The organism is Sulfitobacter aestuariivivens (assembly GCF_014763045.1).
GTDB classification, from domain to species: Bacteria; Pseudomonadota; Alphaproteobacteria; order Rhodobacterales; family Rhodobacteraceae; genus Sulfitobacter; species Sulfitobacter aestuariivivens.
The window spans coordinates 740,037-764,446 of sequence record NZ_JACTAG010000002.1; the positions used below are offsets into that span (position 1 = coordinate 740,037).

The window sequence follows — 24,410 nt, forward strand, 5'->3', positions numbered from 1 at the left end:
TACACCAATCAGAGCAACTTCCTACGCCGAAAATATCGGAAACAGTCTGCTTTTCAACGAAAAAATCCAAGTAATCCAAGTCAGAAATACATCCTGGAGGTGCACAACTCACGCGAGAATCAACCTCAATCCTTGGGCTTGTCTGCGGCACGTCTTTGGGCTTCGTTGATTTGACCAGATGTCATGACCTCCGCGATTTCCACCCGCAACGCCACGCTGCCCGGGTCACCGCCTTTTTCGGCCAAAAGCAACCACATGTGCCCGAGCACATAGTCCTGCGGGACACCAAGACCATCCAGGTAAAGCACCGCAAGATTGCGCATCGCTGTGGGGTGTCCTCGCTCTGCGGCGGCCCTGAAGAGGCGCGCTGCCGCGCGCATATCACCCGAAATCGTGTCATTTGCCCCGGTCTGCAACCACCCCATTTGGAACAGCGCAACGGGATCGCCCGCCGCAGCGGCCTTTTTGAGTGTCTCAAGACCCTCTTCCGTCAGATCCGGTGGTTGCAAGCGCGCGTCATAGGCAATTCGCGGCCCCGCCGCGTTCTGGCCTTCCGACACCGCACGCTGATTGCCGCCCATGCGGTAAAGCTCAGCAGCACGTTCTTCGTCGACAGGAACACCAAAACCATTTTCGTAAAGAACGCCTAGGTTTGTCATGGCACGCGCCAGACGCTGCTCGGCGGCGGCCTGAAAAAGCGCAGCAGCGCGCTCATAATCCTGCGCCACACCTTCCCCGCGCACATATAGCAAACCCAGATTGTTCTGCGCACGTGCATGGCCTGCCTCAGCCGCAGGCTCATAAAGTCTTCGCGCAATCGCCAGATCCTTCTTTACGCCGATGCCTTCTTGGTAGAGCACGCCCAAGCTGACCTGCGCGTCGATCATCCCTGCATCAGACGCTTGCTGATAAAGCTCTGCGGCACGGGGCGCGGTCTCAGGATCGGTCTCCAGCACTTTTGCAAGGTCAAACAGAAACTGGGGTGTGCCCGATTGTGCGGCTTTTCGAAAGAGGGTCAGCGCGCGGGCACGGTCAGCATCACCGCCAAAGCCCTCGAAAAGATAGCGTGCCAGCATATTCTGCGCAGGGGCAAAACCTTGCGACGCGGCCTTTTCAAACCACGCTGCAGCTGTCGTGTAGTTTTGCAAAACGCCCTGACCAGCGTGATACCGCAGACCAAGCTGATGGGCTGCCGCAGGATCGGCCTCCGCCTGTTCCAACAGATTCTCAAGCGACAGCTCAGACTCTTGTGACAATGCGGTGCTTGCCAGACACAGCAGCAATACCTGCAGGAGTGCGGACAATCCGCGCATCAGTCTGACGTACCCGACGAGACAACATTGCCTTCTGCGTCCCGGACGATTTGATCGGTCTGCGGCGTACGATCTCTGGCAGTTGCAAAAAACTCCCTTGCGCCGGACTGCGCCTCAGCGACCTGGTCAGGGGTCATCAGATTGGCCACGACCGCGCGCATTTCAAGCGCCTCGGAATGACCGGCGGCGCCTGCGACATTCAACCATTTATGTGCCGAAACGTAGTCAAGGGATACGCCCGTGCCCGTTGTGTAAAGCTTACCCAGCTGAAATTGCGCTTCGACATCCCCGGCCCAGGCCGCCGCGTCAAGAAGAGGCGCGGCATCTTTTGCGCCATCCTCTTGCGCCAGATACCAAAGCCCCAATTGGCGCTGCGCAGGGCGGTTTCCGGCGGTGGCCTGTTCTTGCAGCCAGTCGCGCGCGGCCTCATCCGACTCTTCTTGCAAAACGAGACCCACAAGGGGGACAGCCGTCTGCGCGGCCATGTACCCCTCTAATTCGCCCGCAACCGCCTTTCTACCAAGCAAAAGTGCTGCGCGCTTCTCGCTTTCCGAAACAGCTTTCACATAGTACTTTATCGCGGCCTCGAAATCTTTCTCCACACCGCGGCCTGCCTCCAGCAATTGTCCGTACGCCAGAGAGGAACGGCCCAGACCGGAGGTTGAAGCGCGTTCGAACCATTTGGCCGCCTTCTGGTCGTCCTGCGGCAAAACCTCACCACTGAGGTATCCGATTGCAAGGTTCTGCGCGGCGCCCGGATCGCCGCGCTCTGCCGCTGCCTCAAGCCATCGCACGGCCTCGGTCGCGTCAGGTGCAAGACTGCCATCACCTGTCAGGTATTTTGTACCCAGTGTACGCTGTGCAATTGCAAATCCACCTTCTGCCGCCCGCCGATACCAATCCACCGCCCGCCCGGCATCCCGGAATGCTTCCGGCCCATTTTCATAGGCGTTCGCGAGGAAATATTGCGCCTGCAAGTGACCGGCGCCTGCCGACTCTTCCAGCCAGCGCAGCGCTTCAGTCACGTTCTCTTTCGTTCCCTGACCGCGTGAATACGCCTTGCTCAGTTCATACTGCGCTTCCTTGTTTCCCGCTTCGCTGGCCGCCAGAAACCAGTTGAAGGCCGCAGTGACATCCTGCGGCACCCCCACCCCGGTGCTCAGCAGAACACCCAAACGATATTGCGCTTCCGCATTCCCCCGGGGCGCGGCCGCTGCCAGGAGGGATGCTGCGCGTTCAGGGCGATAAAACTCGCCCTCCGCCAGGAAAATGCGCGCCAAGAGAACGCTGGCAGGCGCATGGTTCTGCGCCACTGCCTTTTCGAGTGCGGCGATGGCGCCGACCCGGTCTGCAGGGCCACCCAGCCCCTGCACCAGCGCACGACCAAGCCGGTACTGGACAAGGGGATCGTCACTCTGAGCAGCCAAAGCCTCCAGTCCTTTGCGCACGGTCACGAAATCCCGCGCGACAAAGGCTTTTTCAATTGCTTCCATATCCAGCACCGCCTCGGCCTGCGGTGTTTGGGACGCATCCTGCGCCCCCGCGGGTGACCCGAACGCGATTGCGGCAGTTAACAAGATCACGGCAAATGGAAGGGATTGATCGGGCATGTGGCTCACTATCAGTAGGGGCGCGACGGCTGATCACGCACCGGTCAAAGGATAATCTGTTAAATCAATCAGAAACTTACTCAGCATAAAAGTGATGTCAATTCACCAGCCACCGTTGAGTGTCGGCAGGCCCAGCACCCACAGCACCGCTGCCGCTGCACATAGGGCTGCGCCGAAGGGTATCGCCCGCTGCCCAGCCAGCGCATCCGCGGCCCGCATCCGTTGGAGCACCGCGACAGACAAGGCAATGAGCGCCCCAATCAGCACCAGTAGAGGTAGATCATACAAACCTGCAAAGGCTCCCAGCCCCGCCATCAGCTTGACGTCCCCAAGCCCAAGCCCTTCGCGACCACGCATGATGCGATACCCAATACGCAAGGCAAGAAAACTACCCGCCCCAACCGCTGCCCCAAGCGCTGCGTCACTCAGCGTTAGTCCACCCGGCCGCGCCGCAATCAAAAAACCGGTCAGGACAAGGCAGCCGGTCAACACATCCGGCAGCCGAAACCAAAGCAAATCAGCCCCTGCAAGAGCAATCAGCAGCCAAAGGAAAAGTGCGTGAAGCCAGACAATCTGAATATCGCCGCCCCGCGCCAACGCGAGAACGGCACTGCCCAATGCCAGCAGTTCTACATAAAAGACCCACGACGGTATCTCGGCGCCGCAGGACGCGCAGCGCCCGCGCTGCACAATGAACGACAGCAAGGGCACCATCTGGCCGACCCGCAAAAGCGCACCGCACGTGCGGCAGGCAGATCTGGGGCGCACGACGCTTTCACCCCTCGGTAACCGGTCGATCATGACTGCCAGGAATGATCCCACCGCCGGACTGACCAGCAAAAGCAGAAGGCTCAGATAAAGGTCGCTCTGCAAAATTCCTCCAGGCGCCACCAATGCGCCGCTTGTGGAAACATCGGATAGACAAGTGCTGCATCCCGCCCATATCATGTCGTGAACTTGAGAAGGACCCTGTTGATGATCTCTTCCGCGCAGATCGCCACTGTCAATACGCCGGCATCAGACAATCGTCGGGATGCAGAAAAGGACGCCGGATTTTCCCTTTTGGAACTGATGGTTGTGGTTGTGATACTGTCCATTCTGGCGCTGGTGATCGTGCCACGTGTTATTGACCGCCCCGATCAGGCCCGCGCCGCGCGGGCGCAGTCTGATATTGCTGCTATCTCAAGTGCGGTGAACCTGTATCGCCTCGACAATTTCACCTATCCAACAACCGAACAGGGGCTTGCGGCGCTGGTCACGCAACCCACAACTGACCCCGCGCCCAAAAATTGGTCAGCCAACGGGTATATGGACCGCGTCCCCATGGACCCTTGGGGCCAACCCTATCAGTATCTGTCGCCAGGAGTGCACGGCGACTTTGATATCTTTTCATACGGAGCAGACGGCGTAGCGGGTGGTTCAGGCGCGAACGCAGACATCGGGTCATGGACACAAGGCTGACGCCTCATAAATATGATTGCGCGCACCGGGACGCTGGTGTGACCTTGATTGAACTCCTTGTTGTTACTACCGTGTTGTCCGTTCTGGCCGTCGGGGCCAGCTTGACCGCCATCCGAAACATCACCCCCGCACCAGATGCGGATATGGCATGGTTTCGCACCCAGTTTGACACCCAACGCAACCTGGCGATCCAGGGCCGCGCCACGCGCGGGCTCCGGATTACGGCGCAGGGGCTTGGGTTTGCCCGGCGAACGGCGACAGGCTGGCAAATCAACGCACCGACCCGTGCCTGGGCAGGAAAGGTTACCATTGCCAATGTGGAACCTCGCCTTGTCGCCGGTTCCCTCGCTGTTCCGGATCTGATCATGCTCGCAACCGGACAAAGCAGCGCGTTTGACGTGGTTTTTACCGATGGCGCGGCGTCCACTCGCAGATGCCGCAGCGACGGCTGGACGGGCCTGACATGCGACGCAAAGTAGACGGCGCGCCGGACAGTGGCATGACGCTGATCGAATTGGCGGTCGCAATTCTGATCCTGGCGCTGGGTACCGTCGCGACACTGCGAGCAACGGATCAGTCCCGGCTTGCCATCGGCGGCGCCGAAGACCGGATACTGGCTCAGCTTGCCGCGCGCAATCGCGCAGAAGAACTGCAATTGCTCGGGGTCAGAGGCGCCGCCACTCTGCCAGAGGTGGTCACATTGGCTGGACAGGATGTGACCCTTTCAACAACCACGAAACAGACCGAAGCCGGACTGACAGAGGCAACCATAAACGCCCGCGCCCAGCGTGGCGGCGGCGCGGTATTGGTCATCTACCTCGCGCGAGGGTCAGGATTTTGAGTATTCGAAACGACCAAAAAGGCATGAGTCTGATCGAACTGGTCGTCGCCATGGCCATTTTTGCGTTGATCGCAGTGATGGGTGTGCAAAGCCTGTCGGGCATGCTGCGCATGCGAGACCGGTTGGTGGCGATGGATGATAAGACCGCCGCATTGGGTCAGACGCTGGGGCTCTTGCGCAACGACCTTTCTGCGGTGATGCCGATGGTGTTTTTTCCGCCCGGTCGTGCGGCGCCACAATCTGCAATCCGACTTACAGATGGCAGCACACGTCTGGCATTCAGTGTCGCGGGGCAGCCCGATCTTAAAGGGGTCAGACCCGGCGGCCGGATCGAACGCGTGGAATGGCGGCTGGACCAGACCAGCGCCACCCTGCACCGCCGCGCCTGGCAGACGCTCATTCCTGCCAGTCCACAAGCCCTGTCGCCGGAAATCGCCGTGATGAACGGCGTTACTGGCATGACCGTGCGCAGCTTCTGGCCCGGCGCAGGCTGGCAGACCGGTATCGCGAGCCCTTTCTCTGCGGCTCCTGTGGGGTCTTCCGACGGTGACGTCGCGGGCGGTGCGCCCGAAGTTTATTCCGACCTGATCCCAAGTGCTATCGAAGTCACCCTTGTGACCGAAAGCCATGGGTCGCTGCGGCTGCTGGAGACGCTGAAATGACCGGCACGCGCGGATTTGTCCTGATCAATGCGCTGATCATCGTTGCGGCCCTTGCGGGGGCCGCGACCCTGCTCCTGACCCGGGCTGAGACGGGGCGCCTGCGCCTTGAAGTGGGTCAGACATCGACCCAATTGGGCTATTACCTGGATGCTTTCGACGCTCTTGCCATTACCATTTTGAACGCGGATCGCGCAAATGGCGCAGCAGATCACCCGCGCGAAGACTGGGCGCGTGCAGATTACAATGTGCCGCTGGATCGGGGCCAGATCGCCGGGCAAATCACTGATCTGCAAAGCCTGTTCAACCTGAATTGGCTGAATGATCAAAGCAATGCACACGCCTCTGACACCTTTGATCGCTTGCTGCAGCGCAAGGGGCTGTCGCCGCAAATCGGCTCTGCTGTCAGAGACTTCATGCAGCGGGGGGGCCCACCGAACCGCGCGCCCTATGACGCCCAGACCCCACCGCTTGATCCGGTGGGTGGTGCATTGCTGCTGATGGAGCAATTGCGCGATATTCCGACATTGTCGGATAACGACTTTGCCCGTCTGCACCAGATCGCCACCGTCCTTCCGGGTGACAGCGCCATCAACGTCAACACGGTCGATCCCGACATCCTGGTCGGCATGGTCCCACAGATCACTGCCGGTGCGATACTGCAAATTCTGGCACGTCGCGACACGCGCCCTTTCACATCAGTTGATGAGTTTACCTCTGAACTGCAGCTTGCGTCAGACGAAGACATTGAAGAGACCCTCGATTTTGGGCGGTTCGCGGTGGGATCGGTCTGGTTTCGTGTGAACAGCACCGCTGTGCTTGGTGGCAACACCGCCAACCGCACCACCGTCTTGCTGCGCCTTGGCCCGCCCTCGGGCACATCAGTTTATTGGCGTACCAGCCTCTACCCTTGATGCGCGCCCCCTTTCCCGGCATCGTGTGCGCAGACCATGCAAAACGCGGGAAAGCTGTGGCAAATCAAAAGGGAGAGGGCTTGGGCGACAGGTTTGTCAGCCTCATTGAAAGCGGCCCGCCCCCCGGTGCGCAGCAGGTTGCCCTCGTGCCCGGCGCCGAAGTACCCGTGCTGTCCCTTGATCTGCCCCCCGGCCTGCGCGGACAATCCCGCGAGCAAGTCGCAAGACGCCAATTGCTGGACCGCGCCGGGCTGGATGCAAACGCCGAAATGCGCCCGATCCATGCCCCCAAAATGGGGGACGCCTGGTCGAAGGTGATGATTGTTGACAGCGGTCAACTTGAAGGCTGGAAGACAGCAGCTGGCGCAAACTGTCGTGCGCTGTTGCCGGACTATCTTGCATTACCGACAGCGGCCGGTCTTTGGACCATCGCCCGCAAGGGCGACACCGTGATGGCGCGTCTGGGACCGGACGATGGGTTTACCGCCCCGGTTGAAGTCGCGCGCGCGATGCTTGATCTACATTTGAAGGAAACGGACAACGTACCCAAGGCGATCTGGCTGCAGCATCCCGATGTGATCGGCTTGGTGGCCCTTGCCGAAGAGCACGGCGTCGCCGTGGTCGAGGATGCCGAGGCGCTGAAGGCACTCGACCTGCCTGATCCCAAGGTGCTGGGCCACGGAGAGCTGGCTTTTGACCTGCGACGTGATCCGCAACTTGCCCGTGCGCGGATGCGTAAACGGGTATTGCCGTGGCGCTGGCCGGTATTGCTGGGGCTTTTTGCCATTGGTCTGTGGGCAGCAACCCAAATGGTCGAAACGCGCCGACTGCAAAATATGACAGCGGCGTTGAACGCGCAGACAGCCGATCTGGTGCGCGCGCATTTCGTACCCTCGGGCCCGTTGCTGGATATCCGCATACAGGTCAGCCAGACGCTGGCCGAGCGCCGTCTTGCCGCCACGGGTTGGCAGTCTCAGGTCACGGCACTTGATCTTTTTGCCACCGCATCAGGTGTCCTGACCCAGACAGGGGCAACGACGCAAACCGCCCTGGCGGGCGCCGACCAGGAACTGGCGTTAAGCGTGACGGTGGCGGATTTTGCCGCCGTTGACGCCCTTGCCGCCGCGCTGAGAGGCGCAGGCCTTCGGGTGAATGTGGTGGAATCTCGAGTCACCGAAGGCGCATCAAATGTGCGCGCAGATCTCCGGCTGACACCGCCGGAGCCTGCTGAGGGGGCAAAACAATGAGCGCGCGGTTAATTGACTTCCTGCTCAGCCGCACCGCGCGCGAACGCGTGCTGTTGGGCGCGCTTATGCTGATCTGCCTGCCACTCCTATTGGCATTCGCCGTGGTGATCCCCCTGCAGGAAGCGCGCGCTCAGGCCCAATCCGAACACCAAGAGGCGCGCGCTCTGGGGATCTGGGTCAGCGAAAGGGTGGCTGAGCTCAATACGTTTGGCGATGCGCCCGATGTGGTGCGGAGCGCGCCCATCGGCTCGAGCGGGTTGGAACAAAGCCTGATTGACGCGGGACTGCGCGACCAGATCAGCGATCTGGGCGTTGGTGATGCGGGGGTGATCGAACTGCGCTTTGATCTGGTTCGGTTTGTCACGCTGGCCAACTGGATTTCGGCAAACAAACCGACCTGGGGCTATGACATCACTAGTTTTCGGTTTGAAGCAACAAATGCGTCAGGCAGGGTCAGCGCGACACTGTCGCTGGCCCCACAAAGTTAGCGCATGCCGTTCAGGCGCACCTCGATGCTTGCCATGCGACCGGCCATACCACCCAACGGATCAAGGTCGGGATGTTTCTCCAACACCTCGGTCAACGCCAGCTTGGCGCGTTCCAGATGCGTTTTTCCCGTTTCCTTGTCGCCTTTCTTGAGCGCTATCAAGCCAATCTCGTGGTCCGCCGTCGCTTGAACAGACAGGGCGGCGGCACGGCCTGTGCCTTGTTGGGCGTTGGCCAGATTACCAGCCATTTGCGCAGCCTTGTCAAAGTTTCCAGCCCGCAGATAACTGTGCGACAGCTCTAGCTTGAGGCGCGGCTCCAACGCACCGGCATCCGGCAGCATCTGCAGGTATGCGCGATTGGCCTTGTCGAACTGTCCCTTCTCAAGCGCGGTTCGGGCCGTGGTATATTGCGACTGAAATGATTTCTGACCCACTGTACCTACTTCGGCACAACTGGACATTAGTAAGATAGACAGGCCAAGTATCCCGGCCCGGGCGGTTCTGTTTGCCTGCATTTTCCTGCTCAATCTTGTTTTTTTGTTTGTTTGAACCCTACCATGCAAGCGCAAACTGCGCGACAAAAGCAAGTGTATCAAAGCCTTGGAGGCAGAGAATGCGGCTGATTGCTGCGATTATGACACTGCTGGCACTGGCGGCTTCTGGTCTCGCCGGGCAACGCTTGCATGCAACTCTCACTGAACCGTCACTCCCTGAAGAGGTGGTTTTGGTTGCTCCGGCCACCGCGTCTGATGCGCCATCGACGGTCACCGCGGAACCTCCGCGGAAATGGCCCGCGCTTTTTGGTGAGATCGAACCACCTACGCCGCAGCCCCCAGTGACTGAACCGCAGCCCCCTGCCCCAGTGGTTGAACCACAGCCGCCAAGACCCCCCATCGAAAGCCTTGGGTTTCGTCTTAGAGGTGTTGTGCGCGCGGATGATACGGTCTGGGCCATGGTATCGCATCCCACTGGCGAACAGGTGTTTCGCGTCGGTGATGAGCTGCTGGAGGGTGTCGTGATCGAACGCATCGACGAACAAGGGCTCTGGATCGATAACGGCAAGGATGACCTGACACTTCTGGGATTCGTCACAGAATAGCCGCCCCAAACGCGGCAGGATCGCCACATTACGCTGATATGACGAATCAGCAGGTGCCAAAGCCGCCAAACTGCGCTAAGCTATATTCATATTCATGGCAAAGCCCTGAAATCCGGTCAAAAGAACTGGACGGGCGCGAGGCAGAGAGCAGTCATGTCACACAGATTTTCCCTTCGGGCAGCGGTGCTGGCCCTATTAGTCGCATGCACGCAAGTGTTCGTTTTTGCGGGCCCTGCGGATGCCCAGGTCAAGCTGGATTTGCGCGATGCAGATCTGCGCAGCTTTACCGAAATCGTTTCGGAGACCACCGGAAAGAGCTTTGTCATCGACCCCGGCGTGCGCGGCACCGTCACGGTGATTGCGCCAGACACGTTGACACCTCAGGAGCTTTTCGAAGTCTTTCTCAATGTCCTTGAGCTCAACCGGCTGACCATCGTGAATGGCGGGACCGTGGATCGTATTGTGCCAATGAACGTTGCGCGCGAACTTTCGTCAGGTGCACCACGCACTGCCCCCAAGGGCTTTCAGACCCGCGTGATCGAAGTAGAGAATGTTCCGCTCAATGATATCGTAGAGGTCATTCGGCCGCTTTTGCCGGCCGAGGCAGTGCTGACACCGGTTGCGGGATCCAAGCTTCTAATCCTGTCTGATCGGGGCCAAAACCATGCCCGTATTGAAGCGCTGGTGCGCCGTCTGGATACGCCGCGCGAGCAACCGATCGAGATGATCCGCCTGCGCAACGCCAATGCCGCAGAGGTGTTGCAGGTCATTGACAGCATGGGGATCGTCCCCGAAGGGGCTGCGGTTTCAGTGGATCGCCGCTCCAACGCACTGGTTGTCTCTGGCTCAGATGATTTGCGCCGCCAGTTGCGCGCGCTATCCGCCCGCCTCGACACGCAGCGCAACAACGTATCTTCACATGCGGTTGAGCTGAATTATGCTGATGCCACCACGTTGGCAGATGTTGTCACCCGCGCAATTTCCAATGAATCCACCGAAGCAAACGCCCCGCCTATTCGCATCATTCCCGAAACCCAGACCAATACTCTTTTGATCACCGCGCCCGAAGAGCGGTTGGATGATATCGTGCAAATGATCCATTTCCTTGACCGGCGCCCCTCACAGGTGCTGGTCGAAGCGGTCATTTTCGAAATGTCCGTAAACGGGTTTGCCGATCTTTCCTCTCAATTCGGTGCGGTTCTGAACGATGCCATTGTTGGGGGGGTGGAATTCGCGCTTGATGGGCGGACAAACCTGACCAGTCTCTTGTCGTCCGTCCTTAACAGTGAAGGCACCGCCGTGCCGACGCCAGGCAATGGCGGATATATCGGGGGGGGCACGATCAATTCCTCTGGCAACGGTATCGCCGCTCTGATCAGCGCAATCGCCTCGACCACGTCGACACGGCTTTTGTCCACGCCGTCCATCATGACCCTGAACAACCAGGAGGCCGAGATCGTCGTGGCACAAAACGTACCCTTCGTGACGGGCTCTTTCGCACAGGTGGGGGAATCCACCAATGTGGACAATCCGTTCCAGACCATTGAACGACAGGACGTGGGCCTCACGCTGAAGGTGACGCCCCAGATCAACGCCGACCGCACTGTCCGGATGGAGATCGAACAGGAAGTGTCAAACCTGACGCAGAATTCGTCTTCTGCGGGTGGTGAAATCACGGCCAAGCGTTCGCTGTCTACCACAGTACTGGTACGCGACGGCAATGTAATCATGTTGGGCGGACTGCTGGAAGACGGCTCGGGATCAACCGCACAAAAGGTGCCGGGCCTGAGCAAGCTGCCACTTGTCGGAGGCCTTTTCCGCGCCAAGAACTCCAGCAAGAACCAACGGGTGCTGTTGGTCATGCTGCGCCCGCGCGTGGTCGAAAACGACCGCGAGGCCAAGCACCTGACCACGGAGCTTGCCCGCGAAGCAAAGAAGGCAGGCCTTGCCATCCAGCCGCCGGATGATGGAAGATACCCCCGCACCTCGCGCGCCGGACTGCCGTTTGATGGAGCAGACTTGAACCAACCTTTTGACGCTGGATTCGTGGATGACTTTGCACAGACCCGAAACTACCCGCCGCTCCCCAGCAGGCTCAAGTTCGACGGCAAATACTGACACCCGCACCCTGCCGTTTGTCTTTGCACGCGACCAGCAGGTTTTGCTGGATGGCACCACACTGATCCTGGGCCCCGAGGCGACTACCTTTGGTCTGCGCGAAGCGCAGCGGCGGGCGGCGCGACGTGATGACTTGCAGGTTGTGTATGAAACGGCCCAGGGGTTCGAAACGGCGCTGGCACGCGTCTATCAGTCCGATACCTCCGCTTCCGATGCCGAGGACAAGCTGCTTTTCGATCTTGAGGACACCTCGGGAACCACCGGTCAGGGCCCAGTCCGCCAGCGCGACCTTCTGGAAGACCCCGGCGAAGCACCGGTGATCCAACTGGTCAACCAATTGCTGCGCCGTGCAGTGACGGCCAACGCGTCTGACCTGCATATCGAGCCCTACGAGGGCGGTCTGCGCGCCAGGATGCGTGTGGACGGCTTTCTGCAAACGGTCCTTGATCGTGCAGATGTTCCGGTAAAGCGCGTGGTGTCGCGGCTCAAGGTCATGGCTGGTCTGGACATCGCGGAGACCCGGTTGCCACAAGACGGTCGCATCCCTCTTTCGCTGGGTGGGCGCATGATTGACACCCGCGTGTCGTCGCTGCCCGGCAACTATGGCGAACGCATCGTGCTGCGGATCCTTGACCGATCCTCAGGGCTGATGGAATTGACGGAACTTGGCCTGTCGGACAGGCAGGTCACCTTGTTGCATCGTCTCGCATCGCTGCCAAACGGCATCATCCTTGCGACGGGGCCGACCGGTGCGGGCAAGACCACAACGCTCTATTCGCTTCTGAAACTCGCCAACCGGGACGAACGCAATATTGTTACGGTGGAAGATCCCATTGAATATGATCTGCCGGGCATCTCGCAGTCCCAGATCAATGCGGACATTGGCATGACTTTCGCCAATGGTCTTCGTGCGACGTTACGCCAGGACCCTGACGTCATCCTTGTGGGAGAAATCCGCGATGGCGAAACCTCAAGCGTGGCTGCACAGGCTGCACTGACAGGTCACCTCGTCTTTTCCTCACTTCACGCCAATGGATCCGTGGGCGCGGTCGTCAGGCTGCGTGATCTGGGCCTTGATGATTATCTCATCGCGGCAACCCTGCGCGGCGTAATTGCCCAGCGCCTTTTGCGACGTCTGTGTACAGAGTGCCGTATCGCTGATGAACCGACCGGCAGCGAGACGACGCATTTCAACCGCCATGGCCTGCGCGTCCCTGACAGGATTTACCGACCTCAGGGTTGCCCGTCGTGCAACAACACCGGCTACACAGGCCGTATCGGGATCTTTGAAATGGTCGAAGTGGGCGAATCCCTGCGCGCTGCCATAGATCGCGGTGCCAGCGAAGCCGAAATGCGCGATCTGGCGCTGGACGGCGCTGAGACCCTCTTTGGGCAGGGCCTGATGGAAGTCACCGAAGGGCGCACCAGTCTGGAAGAAAACCTGCGCGTGGTAGGCGACGTGGCATGAGAGCCTATGCCTATATCGCCTACACGGACAGCGGAAAGCGCCGTAGCGGAACGGTTGTGGCAGAAACGGAGTCGCATGCGGCAGCGCAATTGACCGATAACGGTCTTTTCGTGTCGGAACTTGCCGAACGCGACGCCAAATCGCGCTCTTTTTCCCTTGGCGCCGGCCGCCGGACCGTCTTGAACGCAGACTTGCAGGCGGTGTTTACCCGGCAGATGGCGGTGCTTGTGGGCGCAGAACTGCCCATTGATGCCGCCCTCGAAGCTGTGCGGCAAGGCGGGCATCCGGCGCTTGATACCGTGGCCGCACGCACCCGCGCCCGGCTGATGGATGGTGCCAGCCTGTCGGATGCTTTGGTAGCGGCGCAAGCTGGCTTTGCGCCCTACTACATTGCCTCAGTGCGCGCAGGCGAGACGGCAGGCAACCTTGCAGGCGTCTTCTCGGAACTTGCTGACCATTTGGAAAACCAGGGCGAGGACAAGGCACAGATTTCAACCGCTCTGATCTATCCTTCTTTTGTGGCGGCTGTTGCACTGCTGGTCTGCGGCATCCTGATGGTGAACGTCGCACCTGAAATCGTGGCGATGTATGACCTGTCGGACCAACCCTTGCCGCAGATCACCACAGTGGTGCTTGGCATCAGCAACTGGATCCAGACCAATTTTCTGTTGATCGTGGTCGCCATTACCGGCCTGATCGGTCTGGCCATCGCCGCCGCACGCGTGCCCACCCTGCGCGCGCGCCGGGATACATTATTTTTGCGGCTGCCGCTGGTGGGGCGCTTCATGCGACTGTCCGCCGCTGTGCAATACCTGCGCACCCTTGCGCTGGTGCTTAGCAGTCGCAACACCGTCCCGGTTGCTGTGCAAAATGCCTCTGATGTGTTGGACATCGCGCAGTTTCGCACTGAAGGGGACGAGGTCAGTGACGCGATCGCAAAGGGGGAAACCATGTCTCAGGCTTTGCGGCACCTGTCCATCATCCCACCTGTCGCGCGCCAATTGATCCAGGCTGGCGAAACCTCCGTCCGACTGGCGGCGATGACGGATCGCAGCGCAGTGTTGGTGGAAAACGGTCTTTCAACGGAACGCAAGCGTATCGCCGCTTTGCTGGAGCCTGCCTTGATGATGGTTGTCGGGGCCATGGTGCTGATTATCGTGCTGGCTATCTTGCTGCCGATCTTCGATTTGCAGGCGGTGGTCGCAGGCTAGGTGGTTTGCCGAGCCGGCGGCGTGCGGTGGCATGCTGGGCGATCTGGCGCATTCAGAACCATTTGCGAAACGGCTTTGATCCCATTCAAGTGCCGCCGTCAGTCGCGAATATCAAGTGGCGCGTCCAGCCTCTTGAGTATCGGGCAGTCAGGTCTGTCATCGCCTGCACAGGCGTCCACGAGATCAGCCAGCGTACGGCGCATATCGTTGAGATCAGCGATCTTCATTTCTATTCGCGCAAGATGTTCGCGCGCCAGTGCGCGGACATCGCTGCTTGCGCGGGTCTGATCTTCCCAAAGCGCGAGCAGCTTGCGGCAGTCTTCTATGGTAAATCCCAAAGCACGGGCCCGGTTGAGGAACGTCAGCTTGTGCACATCTTCGTCAGCAAACTGACGGTAGCCATTCGCCCCCCTATCCGGCGCAATCAACCCGATGTCTTCATAGTACCGGATCGTTTTGGGCGGCAGCCCCGATCTGAGCGCGACCTGTGAAATATTCATGCCGGCACCGCAGGGGGCATCCAACGCAAGCGCAGGGCGTTGGACAACACAAACACGCTTGACATAGCCATCGCACCAGCCGCCAACATCGGAGACAACAATACGCCCCAGACCGGATAGAGCAGCCCCGCGGCGACCGGGATCAAGAGCACATTGTACCCAAAGGCCCAGAACAGGTTCTGACGGATATTCGCCATGGTATTGCGGCTTGCTTCGATCGCGTTGGCCACGCCGCGCAGATCACCCGCCATCAGAACCACATCCGCCGCCTCAATCGCCACGTCCGTGCCAGTTCCGATGGCAATACCGACATCTGCCGCCGCCAAGGCTGGTGCATCATTGATGCCGTCACCCACAAAGGCCACTTTGGGCCCTGCGTCTTGCAGGCGCTTGATCTCGGAAACCTTTTCGCCCGGCAGAACTTCCGCCACGACCTCAGCAATGCCCAGGGTTCTGCCAATGGCCTCTGCCGTTTGCTGGGCGTCACCGGACAGCATGACGATCCTCAGGCCCATCTCGCGGAGGGCATCCAGAGCTGCAGGCGTGGTCGGTTTGACCTGATCGGATACCGCGATAACTGCCGCAAGCTTGCCATCTATTGCCGCGAAAAGCGGCGTGCGTCCTTCGCTTTCCAGCCGGTGCGCGTGGGATGTGAACGCCGCAAGATCGATGCCTTCGCGCCGCATCAGCCGTGCCGCACCGATCAAAAGATCCTTGCCCTCGATACGTGCCTTCACGCCGAAACCTGCCTCGGCTGTGAATGCCTCTGGCTGGGTCAAGGTCACCTCGTTGTGTGCGGCCTCTGCCACCAGTGCGCGCGCGATTGGGTGTTCCGAGGACGCTTCGGCAGATGCAACAAGATGCAGAACCTCTGCGCTGTCGTATCCTTTGGCGACGTCAAAAGAAGCGACGACGGGCTTGCCGATGGTCAGTGTGCCGGTCTTGTCCAGCACGACCGTATCCACGCCCTGCAGCTTTTGCAGCGCATCACCCTGACGAAAAAGCACGCCCAGTTCCGCAGCGCGGCCCGTGCCCACCATGATAGATGTGGGCGTGGCCAACCCCATCGCGCAAGGGCAGGCAATGATCAGCACCGCAACCCCGGCCACAAGCGCATGTCCAAGGGCCGGGTCGGGGCCCAGCAGCAGCCAGACCAGCACAGTGAGCGCCGCAACAGCCATCACGGCGGGGACAAAGTAGAGCGTCACCTGACTGACGATATTCTGAATGGGCAAGCGCGCACCTTGCGCGTCTTCGACCATGCGTATGATCTGCGCCAGCGTGGTTTCCTCGCCAACGGCCTCCGCACTGTAGCGCAGCGCGCCGTTCCCGTTGAGTGTGCCGCCCACGACGTGCGCACCGGCTGTTTTCTCAACCGGCATCGGCTCGCCCGTCAGCATGCTTTCATCGACATAAGAACTGCCCGTCAATACCACGCCGTCGACAGCGATCTTTTCACCCGGTCGGACATGCAAGATGTCACCGCGCTGGACCTTATCGATCGCAAGCTCGACCTCATGACCGTCCCGTTCCACCGTTGTCGTGCGGGGTTGCAGCGCGACAAGTTTGCGAATGGCCTCTCCGGTGCGTCCCTTGGCGCGTGCCTCAAGCATCCGGCCCAGCAGGATAAGCGTGACGATCACGGCTGCAGCCTCAAAATAGAAGGCGGCGGTGCCTTCAGGCAGCACCCCCGGCAGAAAGAGAGAGACTGTCGAAAAGGCCCATGCGGCCGACGTGCCCACCGCCACGAGCGCATTCATATCCGGCGCCCCCTTGGCAAGGGCTGGCACGCCCAGCGCGAAAAACTGCCGCCCGGGCCACATGAGTACCAGTGTGGTCAGAACAAACTGGATCATCCCGCTGGTCTGCATGCCGATTGTCCGTGCCACCCAGTGGTGGAATGGCGGAAAGATGTGCCCGCCCATCTCAAGCACCACAACCGGCAGGCTAAGAACGAGTGCGATCCAGAACATTTGCCGCAGTTCGGTACGCGCTGCATCCTTGTCTGCAGTGCCCTGAGCGCGATCCTGCGCTGACTTTCGCAAAGCGATCGGATAACCGGCGTTTTGTGCGGCCGTCTTGAGCGCCTCTAGCAAGCCAGCCTGCGGTGACATTTCTACTACGGCGGTCTCAGCCGACAAATTCACCTGCGCCGACACCACACCTGGCACAGCGCCCAGCGCTCGCTCTGCACGTGCAGCGCAGGCACCACAACTGAGCCCTTGAACCGTAAATGTCAGTGTGTCGGATGACATGGTTTCTACCTTCATAGAGTGTACTGCCCTTTGGTATAAGGGTTCCCCTTACTGGAAGGTCAAGGGAGCAGTGCGCGAAACGGCAGGAAACATCAAGCTTGGGACACATTCACGCTCAGCATGCCTTGATGACGCCAGACCGAATTGGCGGGATATCGGCGGTCCAAGGCCGTTCTGGCAGGTAAGTTGCACTGGAAAGCAGTATCTGGTGGTTCAGGACGCCTGATGGGTAACTTGGCCATCACAAATCGTCGTGACTGCGCTAGCCTGCGTGATGTCAGAAGGAGGCAGGGACGTAAGATCGTGGCTCATGATCACGACATCAGCCATCATCCCGACCTTGAGCTGACCTTTTCGGTCTTCGCTGAACTCGACCCAGGCATTGTCGCGCGTGTAGCTGGCCAGCGTATCCGGCAGGCTTTGTGTCTGATCGGTCCATGGCGCACCGAGATGGTGTGGCGCAATGGCGGATTTGATATTCGGCATGACGTCAACCGGGGTGACCGGCCAGTCTGTTGAAAAGATCACTTTTGCACCTGACGCGCGGATCGCCTGCCAGGCATAGGCGCCCGGGATTTGATGATCATGCAGGTACTCTTCGGTACCGGTGGACGGAAATACGTGGCCGAACGGTGCGTGCCCGGGTTGAATAGATGCAACGATATCAAGTGCTGCCAGTCGCGGGATATCGTCGGGGTGCATGACTTCAAGATGCTCGATCCGGTGGCGTGCGTCGCGCGGTCCATTGGCGTCGCGCACAGCTTGATAGGCGTCGATGGTACGGCGTACGCCCGCGTCTCCGATGGCGTGAACTGCAATTTGGAATCCGTGACGATCAGCCTCAATGGCAGCGGCGACGAAATGCGACTGTTCGAAGACCTCATCGCCGATGTTGCCGCCCGCGCCCAAATCGCCGGGATAGGGCTGAAGCATCAGCGCGGTTCCGCTTTCAACGACCCCGTCGATGAACATCTTCATATGTCCACACCAGACCTTGTTGCCCTGAAAATCATCCCGCAGGGGCACACCCTCAGCCGCGATGCGCGCAATGTCGTCCTTGCCCTTGAAATGAAACGGAACCATGCAACGGCATTTCAGGCGGCCTTCGGCCTCCAGTTCGCTCAGCAATTCCAACTGATACCGGTTTCCGTCCATGAGGTGCAGCCCGGTAATCCCCTGGGCCGCACAATGGGCCAGGCCGCGGGAAATCACATCTTTGTCCCTGGCGCGCTGATCTGAGGTCGCTGCAGGCTGTGGATCGCGCCCGGTCACAAGCCCCAGCGCCTCGCGCCCGCCCAGCGCGGTCATTGTGATAACCGGACCATAAGCGCCGGGTTCCAGCAGTTCGCCGCTGGCCTTTCCATCGGCGCCCATCACAATTTCAGAGCCTGCCTCGACCTTCCCACCATCGAAAAGCCCCGCGGCCTTCAGCGCCTTCGTGTTGGCCCAGACGGTATGGTGATCAGGCGCAATCATCGCCAGCGGTCGATCGCAAAGGATCCGGTCCAGATCGTGGCGCGTGGGCGTCTTGCCGGTGCCCAATATCGCGTAGTCCGCCATGACACCGTACACAAGATCCGCATCCGGATTGGCATCCGCATAAGGCAGGATGGCCGCCTTCATCGCTTCCATTCCCTCAATGCCGTACAGGTTCAGGCAATCAAGCTCGAACGCACCGCCGAAAAGGTGTACATGACTGTCGATAAAACCCGGCAGCACCGTGCCACCCTTTGCGTCGATCATCCGGGTCCGGATGCCTGCCATCGCCTTGATTTCCGCATCACTGCCGACCCCGGTGATCGTCCCGTCCACCATCGCCATCGCTTGCGCGTCTGGCTGCGTCGTATCGAATGTCATCAGCTTGCCATTGTGAATGATGATGTCGGGCGTCATGAAGGATCTCCGTTCATTTTGGCGGCCCCTTGCACCGCAGGGCTACCGAAGGGGGCACGTTTAACCCCTCGCTCAAATTGCACTTAGCCTAAAGGCTCAGGGCGGCGAGGTCTCGTGAATTTGCGGTTGCACTGCACCTTTTGTCGGGCAGGCTTTTCGTGCAAGCTGTGCCTGACACCAAATGGGGGAGCATGGATGGCCACGCAGAACAATGACCACCGCGACGACGTGATCGGTCGCGCGAATGTGGAAGACACACCGGAGTTGCTGGCCTACTACGATGAGCTTGCCGAATACGAGACTGGCGCGCTGTGGACCGTGGCCAACAAGATTGAACCATGGGAGCCGCAAAGCGCAAGCGTCCCGGTGGTCTGGCGCTACAAGCAGCTGCGCGAACATGTGCTGCGGTCCGTTGAACTTGTCACGCCCGAAAAGGCCGGGCGGCGGGTGATCTATCTCAACAACCCGGGGCGGCGGGACGTCTCTGCTGCCGTTGGATGGATTTACGCAGGCCTGCAGGTGATGAACCCCGGCGAGACAGCCACGGCGCATCGCCATTCCGCCAGCGCTATCCGCTTTATCATGGAAGGCGAAGGGGCCTACACTGTCGTGGATGGCCACAAGATGACACTGGGCCACAATGATTTTGTGCTAACACCGAACGGCACATGGCATGAGCACGCAGTCGAAGCGGACGGCACGCCCTGCATCTGGCAGGACGGGCTCGACATCCCGCTGGTCAACGCCTTGGAGGCGAACTTTTTCCAGGTGCATCCGGACCTCAGCGAACCTGTCGCTTACCCCGTCGATGACATGACGAAAACATGGGGAAACCCCGGGCTGACACCGGGTGGCGGCGACTGGACAAAGGGGTACAGCCCCATGTTCAAATACGAGTGGGAACCGACATATGAGGCGCTGAGCAAGTACGCGGAGGCCACGGATGGTTCACCCTTTGACGGGGTGATGATGGACTACGTCAATCCAGTGACTAATGGCCCGGTGATGCAAACCATGGGTGCCTCAATGCAGCTGCTGCGCCCCGGCGAGCACACCAAGGCACATCGCCATACCGGCAGCTATCTGTACCATGTAGCCAAAGGCTCGGGCCATTCGGTGATCAACGGCAAGCGGTATGATTGGGAAGAAAAGGACATCTTTTGCGTGCCGTCCTGGGCATGGCACGAGCATGCCAATGGATCAGAGAACGAAGACGCAGTGCTCTTCTGCCTCAATGATCTGCCGGTGATGCGCAGTCTTGGGCTTTATCGCGAGGAAGCCCTTGGTGACAATAAAGGCAACCAACCGGTGATTGGGGCATAGACCTATGAAATTGGTGACCTACCGCGATGGTGTGGAGGGTGAGGCCCGACTGGGTGTCGTTCAGGATGATCTTGTGATCGATACCGCCGAACTTGGCCAGTCGTTCGGAGAGGCGATGCCAGACAGCATGTTGGGTCTGATTGACGCCGGGCGCCCGGGGCTGGCTGCCCTCAGGGCGTTGCTGGATCAGATCGGAAATGTGCCGCCCATCCACACGGCAACCGCGCTGAGCAGTGTCACATTGCTGGCCCCGATCCCCAAGCTGCGCAAGAACATCTTTGGCATTGGCCTGAACTACACAGATCACGTCACTGAAAGCGCCCGGGCGCTGGATACCGACGACAGCCTGCCCAAACAGCCTGTGATATTCTCCAAACCGCCTACAGCCGTAATCGGGCCCGGCGAACCTATTGAACATAACGCGAAGATCACCCAGCAAATGGATTGGGAAGTGGAATTGGCGGTTGTTCTTGGGAGCACTGCATCGCGGGTGTCGCGCGCGGAAGCGCTGCGGTACGTCTTTGGATATTCGGTGATGATCGACGTCTCGGCCCGGGATAATCGGCGCGCAGGGCAGTGGATTTATTCCAAGGGGCAGGACACTTACGCGCCATTCGGTCCCTGCATCGTCACGGCGGATGAGATCACCGATCCGCAGACACTTGAATTATGGCTCACGGTCAATGGTGTCGAAAAGCAGCGTGACACCACGGCGAAGATGCTTTTCAAGGTCGACGAGCTGATTGCCGATATCTCGCAGGGGATCACGTTGGAGCCCGGCGATGTCATCGCCACCGGGACACCCGCAGGCGTCGGCGCGGGACGCGATCCGCAGGAGTGGATGTGGCCCGGCGATACCGTGGTGGCTTGTGTCGAAGGCATCGGCACATTGCGTCACCCGATCATTGACGCAACACCGGACTGATGCGCTACGATCTGGATCAGGTCGACAGCAGCATCGCCTACAAGCTGCTGGCCGCCACCATCATGCCCCGCCCGATTGCATGGGTCGTGACGAAGGGGGCGGATGGCTGCGTGAATGCCGCGCCCTACAGCTTTTTCAACGGCATGGGGGCCAATCCGCCAACAGTCGCGATCGGACTGCTGGCCGATCCCGAGAAGGGCTTCAAGGACACGGCGCAGAATATCCTCGATCATGGTGAGTTCGTGGTGAACCTTGTCCCTGAGCGGCTGGTGGAGAAGATGAATGTCACGGCAGTCAATGCGCCCACCGGGACCCAAGAACTGGATCTCGCCGGGTTGGAGACTGTTCCATCGGTGCATATCACCCCACCCCGGATAGCGGAAAGCCCCGTTGCGTTTGAGTGCCGGTCGCTGTCAAACGTTGTGACCGGCCCCCAGCAGACAGTGGTGATCGGCCGGGTGCTTGCAGTGCATATTGACGACGATTGCCTGCTGGACGTTGAGCAGGCGTATATCGATACGCCGAAACTGGATCTGGTCGGACGATCCTATGGCAGCAGCTACGTTCGGGCGCAGGACACTTTCGATCTGGATCGCCCGACGTGGGATAATTGGGATGGGACGGTGCCACAAAAGCGGTGAGGCTGCGGGCTGCTCTGCCCCTTGATTTTGCTTGACTCTGCCGCCCTGACAATCAAAAACTTTACTCATCAGTAAAGTTTTTGAAAGAAACTCATGCTCCAGGAACGTATTGAAGGGAAATGGCTGGCGGCCTTTCGTCGTGTCTTTGCCCTGAACGGCATCACCGAAGGTACCACTGTGGCACTGATCAGCGAAACGCAGTCGCGCCCGGTGCTCATCCACTTGAGTGAACTGGCGCTTTACGATCTGGGCGCGTCCTTTTGCATGCTGCAGATGCCGACCCCCCCACAAACCGCGCCTGTGCCGGTCAAGGGCACGGGCACCTCGCTGGCGATCCAGCACAATCGCGCTGCTATCGAGGCGATGAAACAGTGCGAAGTCATCGTGGATTGCACTGTCGAAGGCATGATCCACGCCCCCGAATGGCCAGAAATCGAAGACGCCGGCGCACGCATTCTGGTGGTCACGAACGAGCATCCGGAGATTCTGGAGCGTACCGAACCAACCGCCGCTCTTGGCCCGAAGGTTGAACTGGGAATTCAGATGCTACGCGACGCGCACGAGATGCGTGTGACTTCAAGGGCAGGCACTGACCTGACTGTGGACCTGACAGATGCGCCCTGCGGCGGCACGCCGGGGTTTGGCACGACACCAGGTGCTGTGTCCCATTGGCCCGGCGGGCTTTGCCTGGCTTTTCCCGGCCCCGGCACGGTGAACGGCCGCATCGTGATGGACGTGGGCGACATGAACTTGACATTCAAAACCTACCTGTCCAGCCAGATCGACTTTGAGGTTCAGAATGACTTTGTCACCGCGATCAAGGGCGATGGTTTGGATGCTGCGCTTTTCCGTGACTACATGGAGGCCTGGGAGGATCCGCAGGCTTACGGGTTCAGCCATGTTGGCTGGGGCATGAACCCAGCCGCACGCTGGGTGTCAGGCGCGCTTTATGACAAGCGCGACATGCAGGGGGTCGAATTCCGGGCCTGGGCCGGAAATTTCCTGTGGTCCACGGGTGCCAATCAATACGCGGGCCGTTTTACACATGGCCATTTTGATTTGCCCATGCGCGGCTGCACGATCGCGCTCGACGGGCGCGAGGTTGTCATCGACGGAAAATTGCAAGGAGATCTGGCATGAGCGTCCCTGCTGACTATTACGATATGAACCGCGTACGTCCCGAAGTGGCAGCGGTGCTGGATCGGATCAACCAACTGGGCGCAATTTTTGCCGAACGCGCCTATGGCATCGACGAAGACGCAAGCTTTCCGGTTGAAAACTACAAGGATCTTGCCGCCGAGGGATTCATGACCCTGACCGTGCCAGAGGAATATGGCGGCAAGGGGTTCGACCTGGGTGAATATGCCATGGTTGGCGCGGAGATTGGCAAGTTTTGCGGCGCGACAGCGCTGACATTCAACATGCACAATTCCTCAATGATGTGGTCGCGTTTCATGTACGAAATGCCCCATCTGACGGCGCAGGAGAAAGCGGCATTTGCCCCGTTGCGTGAACGGCAGTTCCGTCGGGCCGTGAAAGAGCAAGGGATCTATTCGCAGCCAATTTCAGAGGCGGGGCAGAACTGGACTTCAAAGCCCGCACAAACAGAATGCCGCAAGGTAGAGGGTGGTTGGAAAATCACAGGCTTCAAGAAGTTCGCTTCTTTGGCGGGGTACTGCGACTATTACTCTATCGTTTGCACCGAACGCTTCGAAGGTATTGAGCCGCGCCATAAAGACACGATGATTTTCGTGGTGCACAAGGACAGTCCCGGTCTGGAGGTTAAGGGCGATTGGGACCCGTTGGGGATGCGCGGAACAAACTCGCGCGATCTGATCCTCAGGGATGTCTTCGTTACCGAAGAGGACATGATGATGCCCCGCGGTATCTTCATCAAAACGCTGCCGCATTGGCCGCATGTGATGGCCACGTTGTCGCCAACCTATATGGGCGTGGCGCAGTCAGCGTATGATTTTACCGTCGCCTACCTGCGCGGCGAGGTACCGGGAATGCCGCCCGCAGACCGGCGCATGTTCACCACCAAGCGGCTTGCAGTGGGCAAAATGTACGCCCGCCTTGCCCCTGTTCGGGCGCTTTGGTGGCAAGCATTCACCGAGGCGCAGGGCTTTCCATCTCAGGCACAAGTCATGCGCATGTATGCGGCACAGTACAACGTGATGGAGGCCGCACAGGAGATTGCCGCACTTGCCATTCGCACCTGCGGCGGGCAGGCGATGCTGAAGTCTCTGCCCTTGGAGCGGATCTATCGCGACAGCCGGTGTGGCGCGCTTATGCTGCCCTTTACGGCCGAAATCATGGAAGACTACATGTCTGTTCTTGCGCTTTACGATGAAGGCGAGATTGACGATGCGCCCGGGGACGAACACGGCGCCCGCACCTCGATCTGGCGCGGATATGACGGGCAAAAGCTGTCTGCGGAGTAA

23 protein-coding genes are annotated in these 24,410 nt (G+C 59.7%); 16 read left to right on the forward strand and 7 right to left on the reverse strand.

All coding sequences use genetic code 11. From position 1 onward, the window contains the following. Positions 1-125: 125 nt before the first annotated feature. The 3 genes from H9Q16_RS13455 to H9Q16_RS13465 form a co-directional block, all read right to left on the reverse strand. The gene (locus H9Q16_RS13455) at positions 126-1,313 is read right to left on the reverse strand and encodes an SEL1-like repeat protein (protein WP_191075942.1); all 1,188 of its coding nucleotides are present in this window, start codon (positions 1,311-1,313) and stop codon (positions 126-128) included. Next, positions 1,313-2,923, reverse strand: a complete 1,611-nt coding sequence (locus H9Q16_RS13460; protein ID WP_191075943.1) for an SEL1-like repeat protein — start codon at positions 2,921-2,923, stop codon at positions 1,313-1,315. Before H9Q16_RS13460 ends, H9Q16_RS13455 begins: the two co-directional genes overlap by 1 nt. A 102-nt stretch (positions 2,924-3,025) precedes the next feature. Further along, a complete protein-coding gene (locus tag H9Q16_RS13465) occupies positions 3,026-3,796 on the reverse strand; it encodes a prepilin peptidase (RefSeq protein WP_191075944.1) in 771 nt (256 codons plus the stop codon). 102 nt (positions 3,797-3,898) lie between these two features. Between H9Q16_RS13465 and gspG the strand changes: the two genes are divergently transcribed. Genes gspG through gspM form a run of 7 tightly spaced genes read left to right on the forward strand, consistent with a single transcriptional unit; the run spans position 3,899 to position 8,533 of the window. Then, positions 3,899-4,384 (forward strand): type II secretion system major pseudopilin GspG, encoded by a 486-nt coding sequence (gene gspG, locus H9Q16_RS13470; RefSeq protein ID WP_191075945.1) that lies wholly within the window; start codon positions 3,899-3,901, stop codon positions 4,382-4,384. Next, positions 4,369-4,863: a prepilin-type N-terminal cleavage/methylation domain-containing protein gene (locus H9Q16_RS13475; protein ID WP_281403134.1), complete on the forward strand. Its 495-nt coding sequence runs from the start codon at positions 4,369-4,371 to the stop codon at positions 4,861-4,863. Before gspG ends, H9Q16_RS13475 begins: the two co-directional genes overlap by 16 nt. After that, the gene (locus H9Q16_RS13480; RefSeq protein WP_191075947.1) at positions 4,848-5,225 is read left to right on the forward strand and encodes a type IV pilus modification PilV family protein; all 378 of its coding nucleotides are present in this window, start codon (positions 4,848-4,850) and stop codon (positions 5,223-5,225) included. Before H9Q16_RS13475 ends, H9Q16_RS13480 begins: the two co-directional genes overlap by 16 nt. Then, on the forward strand, positions 5,222-5,887 hold the full coding sequence (locus tag H9Q16_RS13485) for a type II secretion system protein GspJ (RefSeq protein WP_281403135.1): 666 nt from the start codon (positions 5,222-5,224) through the stop codon (positions 5,885-5,887). Before H9Q16_RS13480 ends, H9Q16_RS13485 begins: the two co-directional genes overlap by 4 nt. Further along, positions 5,884-6,798, forward strand: a complete 915-nt coding sequence (gene gspK, locus H9Q16_RS13490) for a type II secretion system minor pseudopilin GspK (protein WP_191075948.1) — start codon at positions 5,884-5,886, stop codon at positions 6,796-6,798. The genes H9Q16_RS13485 and gspK overlap by 4 nt, the downstream gene beginning before the upstream one ends. Positions 6,799-6,854: 56 nt before the next feature. Next, entirely contained in the window at positions 6,855-8,045 is a 1,191-nt protein-coding gene (gspL, locus tag H9Q16_RS13495; protein ID WP_191075949.1) for a type II secretion system protein GspL, read from the forward strand. Beyond that, positions 8,042-8,533, forward strand: coding sequence for a type II secretion system protein GspM (gene gspM, locus H9Q16_RS13500; protein ID WP_191075950.1), 492 nt, complete (start codon positions 8,042-8,044; stop codon positions 8,531-8,533). Before gspL ends, gspM begins: the two co-directional genes overlap by 4 nt. On the opposite strand, the gene H9Q16_RS13505 is transcribed toward gspM, so the two are convergent. Further along, entirely contained in the window at positions 8,530-9,048 is a 519-nt protein-coding gene (locus H9Q16_RS13505; protein ID WP_191075951.1) for a hypothetical protein, read from the reverse strand. The two genes, gspM and H9Q16_RS13505, sit on opposite strands and share 4 nt — an antisense overlap. 98 nt (positions 9,049-9,146) lie before the next feature. On the opposite strand from H9Q16_RS13505, the gene H9Q16_RS13510 reads away from it, so the two are divergent. The 4 genes from H9Q16_RS13510 to H9Q16_RS13525 all read left to right on the forward strand — a co-directional run bounded on the left by H9Q16_RS13510 (position 9,147) and on the right by H9Q16_RS13525 (position 14,429). Beyond that, a complete protein-coding gene (locus H9Q16_RS13510) occupies positions 9,147-9,632 on the forward strand; it encodes a type II secretion system protein N (protein ID WP_191075952.1) in 486 nt (161 codons plus the stop codon). Between the two features lie 153 nt (positions 9,633-9,785). Next, positions 9,786-11,750 (forward strand): type II secretion system secretin GspD, encoded by a 1,965-nt coding sequence (gene gspD / locus H9Q16_RS13515; RefSeq protein ID WP_191075953.1) that lies wholly within the window; start codon positions 9,786-9,788, stop codon positions 11,748-11,750. Next, positions 11,683-13,218 (forward strand): GspE/PulE family protein, encoded by a 1,536-nt coding sequence (locus tag H9Q16_RS13520; protein ID WP_191075954.1) that lies wholly within the window; start codon positions 11,683-11,685, stop codon positions 13,216-13,218. The genes gspD and H9Q16_RS13520 overlap by 68 nt, the downstream gene beginning before the upstream one ends. Further along, entirely contained in the window at positions 13,215-14,429 is a 1,215-nt protein-coding gene (locus tag H9Q16_RS13525) for a type II secretion system F family protein (protein ID WP_191075955.1), read from the forward strand. Before H9Q16_RS13520 ends, H9Q16_RS13525 begins: the two co-directional genes overlap by 4 nt. Before the next feature lie 98 nt (positions 14,430-14,527). Here the strand turns inward: H9Q16_RS13525 and cueR are convergent, their stop codons facing one another. The 3 genes from cueR to H9Q16_RS13540 all read right to left on the reverse strand — a co-directional run bounded on the left by cueR (position 14,528) and on the right by H9Q16_RS13540 (position 19,077). Beyond that, positions 14,528-14,929 carry a Cu(I)-responsive transcriptional regulator gene (gene cueR / locus H9Q16_RS13530; RefSeq protein ID WP_191075956.1) on the reverse strand — a complete coding sequence of 134 codons (402 nt, stop codon included), beginning with the start codon at positions 14,927-14,929 and terminating at the stop codon, positions 14,528-14,530. Continuing rightward, the gene (locus tag H9Q16_RS13535) at positions 14,926-17,184 is read right to left on the reverse strand and encodes a heavy metal translocating P-type ATPase (RefSeq protein WP_343067853.1); all 2,259 of its coding nucleotides are present in this window, start codon (positions 17,182-17,184) and stop codon (positions 14,926-14,928) included. Before H9Q16_RS13535 ends, cueR begins: the two co-directional genes overlap by 4 nt. A 213-nt stretch (positions 17,185-17,397) precedes the next feature. Next, the gene (locus tag H9Q16_RS13540) at positions 17,398-19,077 is read right to left on the reverse strand and encodes an amidohydrolase (protein ID WP_191075958.1); all 1,680 of its coding nucleotides are present in this window, start codon (positions 19,075-19,077) and stop codon (positions 17,398-17,400) included. Positions 19,078-19,272: 195 nt separating this feature from the next. Between H9Q16_RS13540 and H9Q16_RS13545 the strand changes: the two genes are divergently transcribed. From H9Q16_RS13545 to H9Q16_RS13565, 5 genes are all read left to right on the forward strand, one after another. After that, positions 19,273-20,400, forward strand: coding sequence for a cupin domain-containing protein (locus tag H9Q16_RS13545; RefSeq protein WP_191075959.1), 1,128 nt, complete (start codon positions 19,273-19,275; stop codon positions 20,398-20,400). Between the two features lie 4 nt (positions 20,401-20,404). Continuing rightward, on the forward strand, positions 20,405-21,325 hold the full coding sequence (locus tag H9Q16_RS13550) for a fumarylacetoacetate hydrolase family protein (protein WP_191075960.1): 921 nt from the start codon (positions 20,405-20,407) through the stop codon (positions 21,323-21,325). Next, positions 21,325-21,966 carry a flavin reductase family protein gene (locus tag H9Q16_RS13555; protein ID WP_191075961.1) on the forward strand — a complete coding sequence of 214 codons (642 nt, stop codon included), beginning with the start codon at positions 21,325-21,327 and terminating at the stop codon, positions 21,964-21,966. Before H9Q16_RS13550 ends, H9Q16_RS13555 begins: the two co-directional genes overlap by 1 nt. 93 nt (positions 21,967-22,059) lie before the next feature. After that, positions 22,060-23,106, forward strand: coding sequence for a 2,5-dihydroxypyridine 5,6-dioxygenase NicX family protein (locus H9Q16_RS13560; protein WP_191075962.1), 1,047 nt, complete (start codon positions 22,060-22,062; stop codon positions 23,104-23,106). Next, positions 23,103-24,410 (forward strand): acyl-CoA dehydrogenase family protein, encoded by a 1,308-nt coding sequence (locus H9Q16_RS13565; protein WP_191075963.1) that lies wholly within the window; start codon positions 23,103-23,105, stop codon positions 24,408-24,410. Before H9Q16_RS13560 ends, H9Q16_RS13565 begins: the two co-directional genes overlap by 4 nt.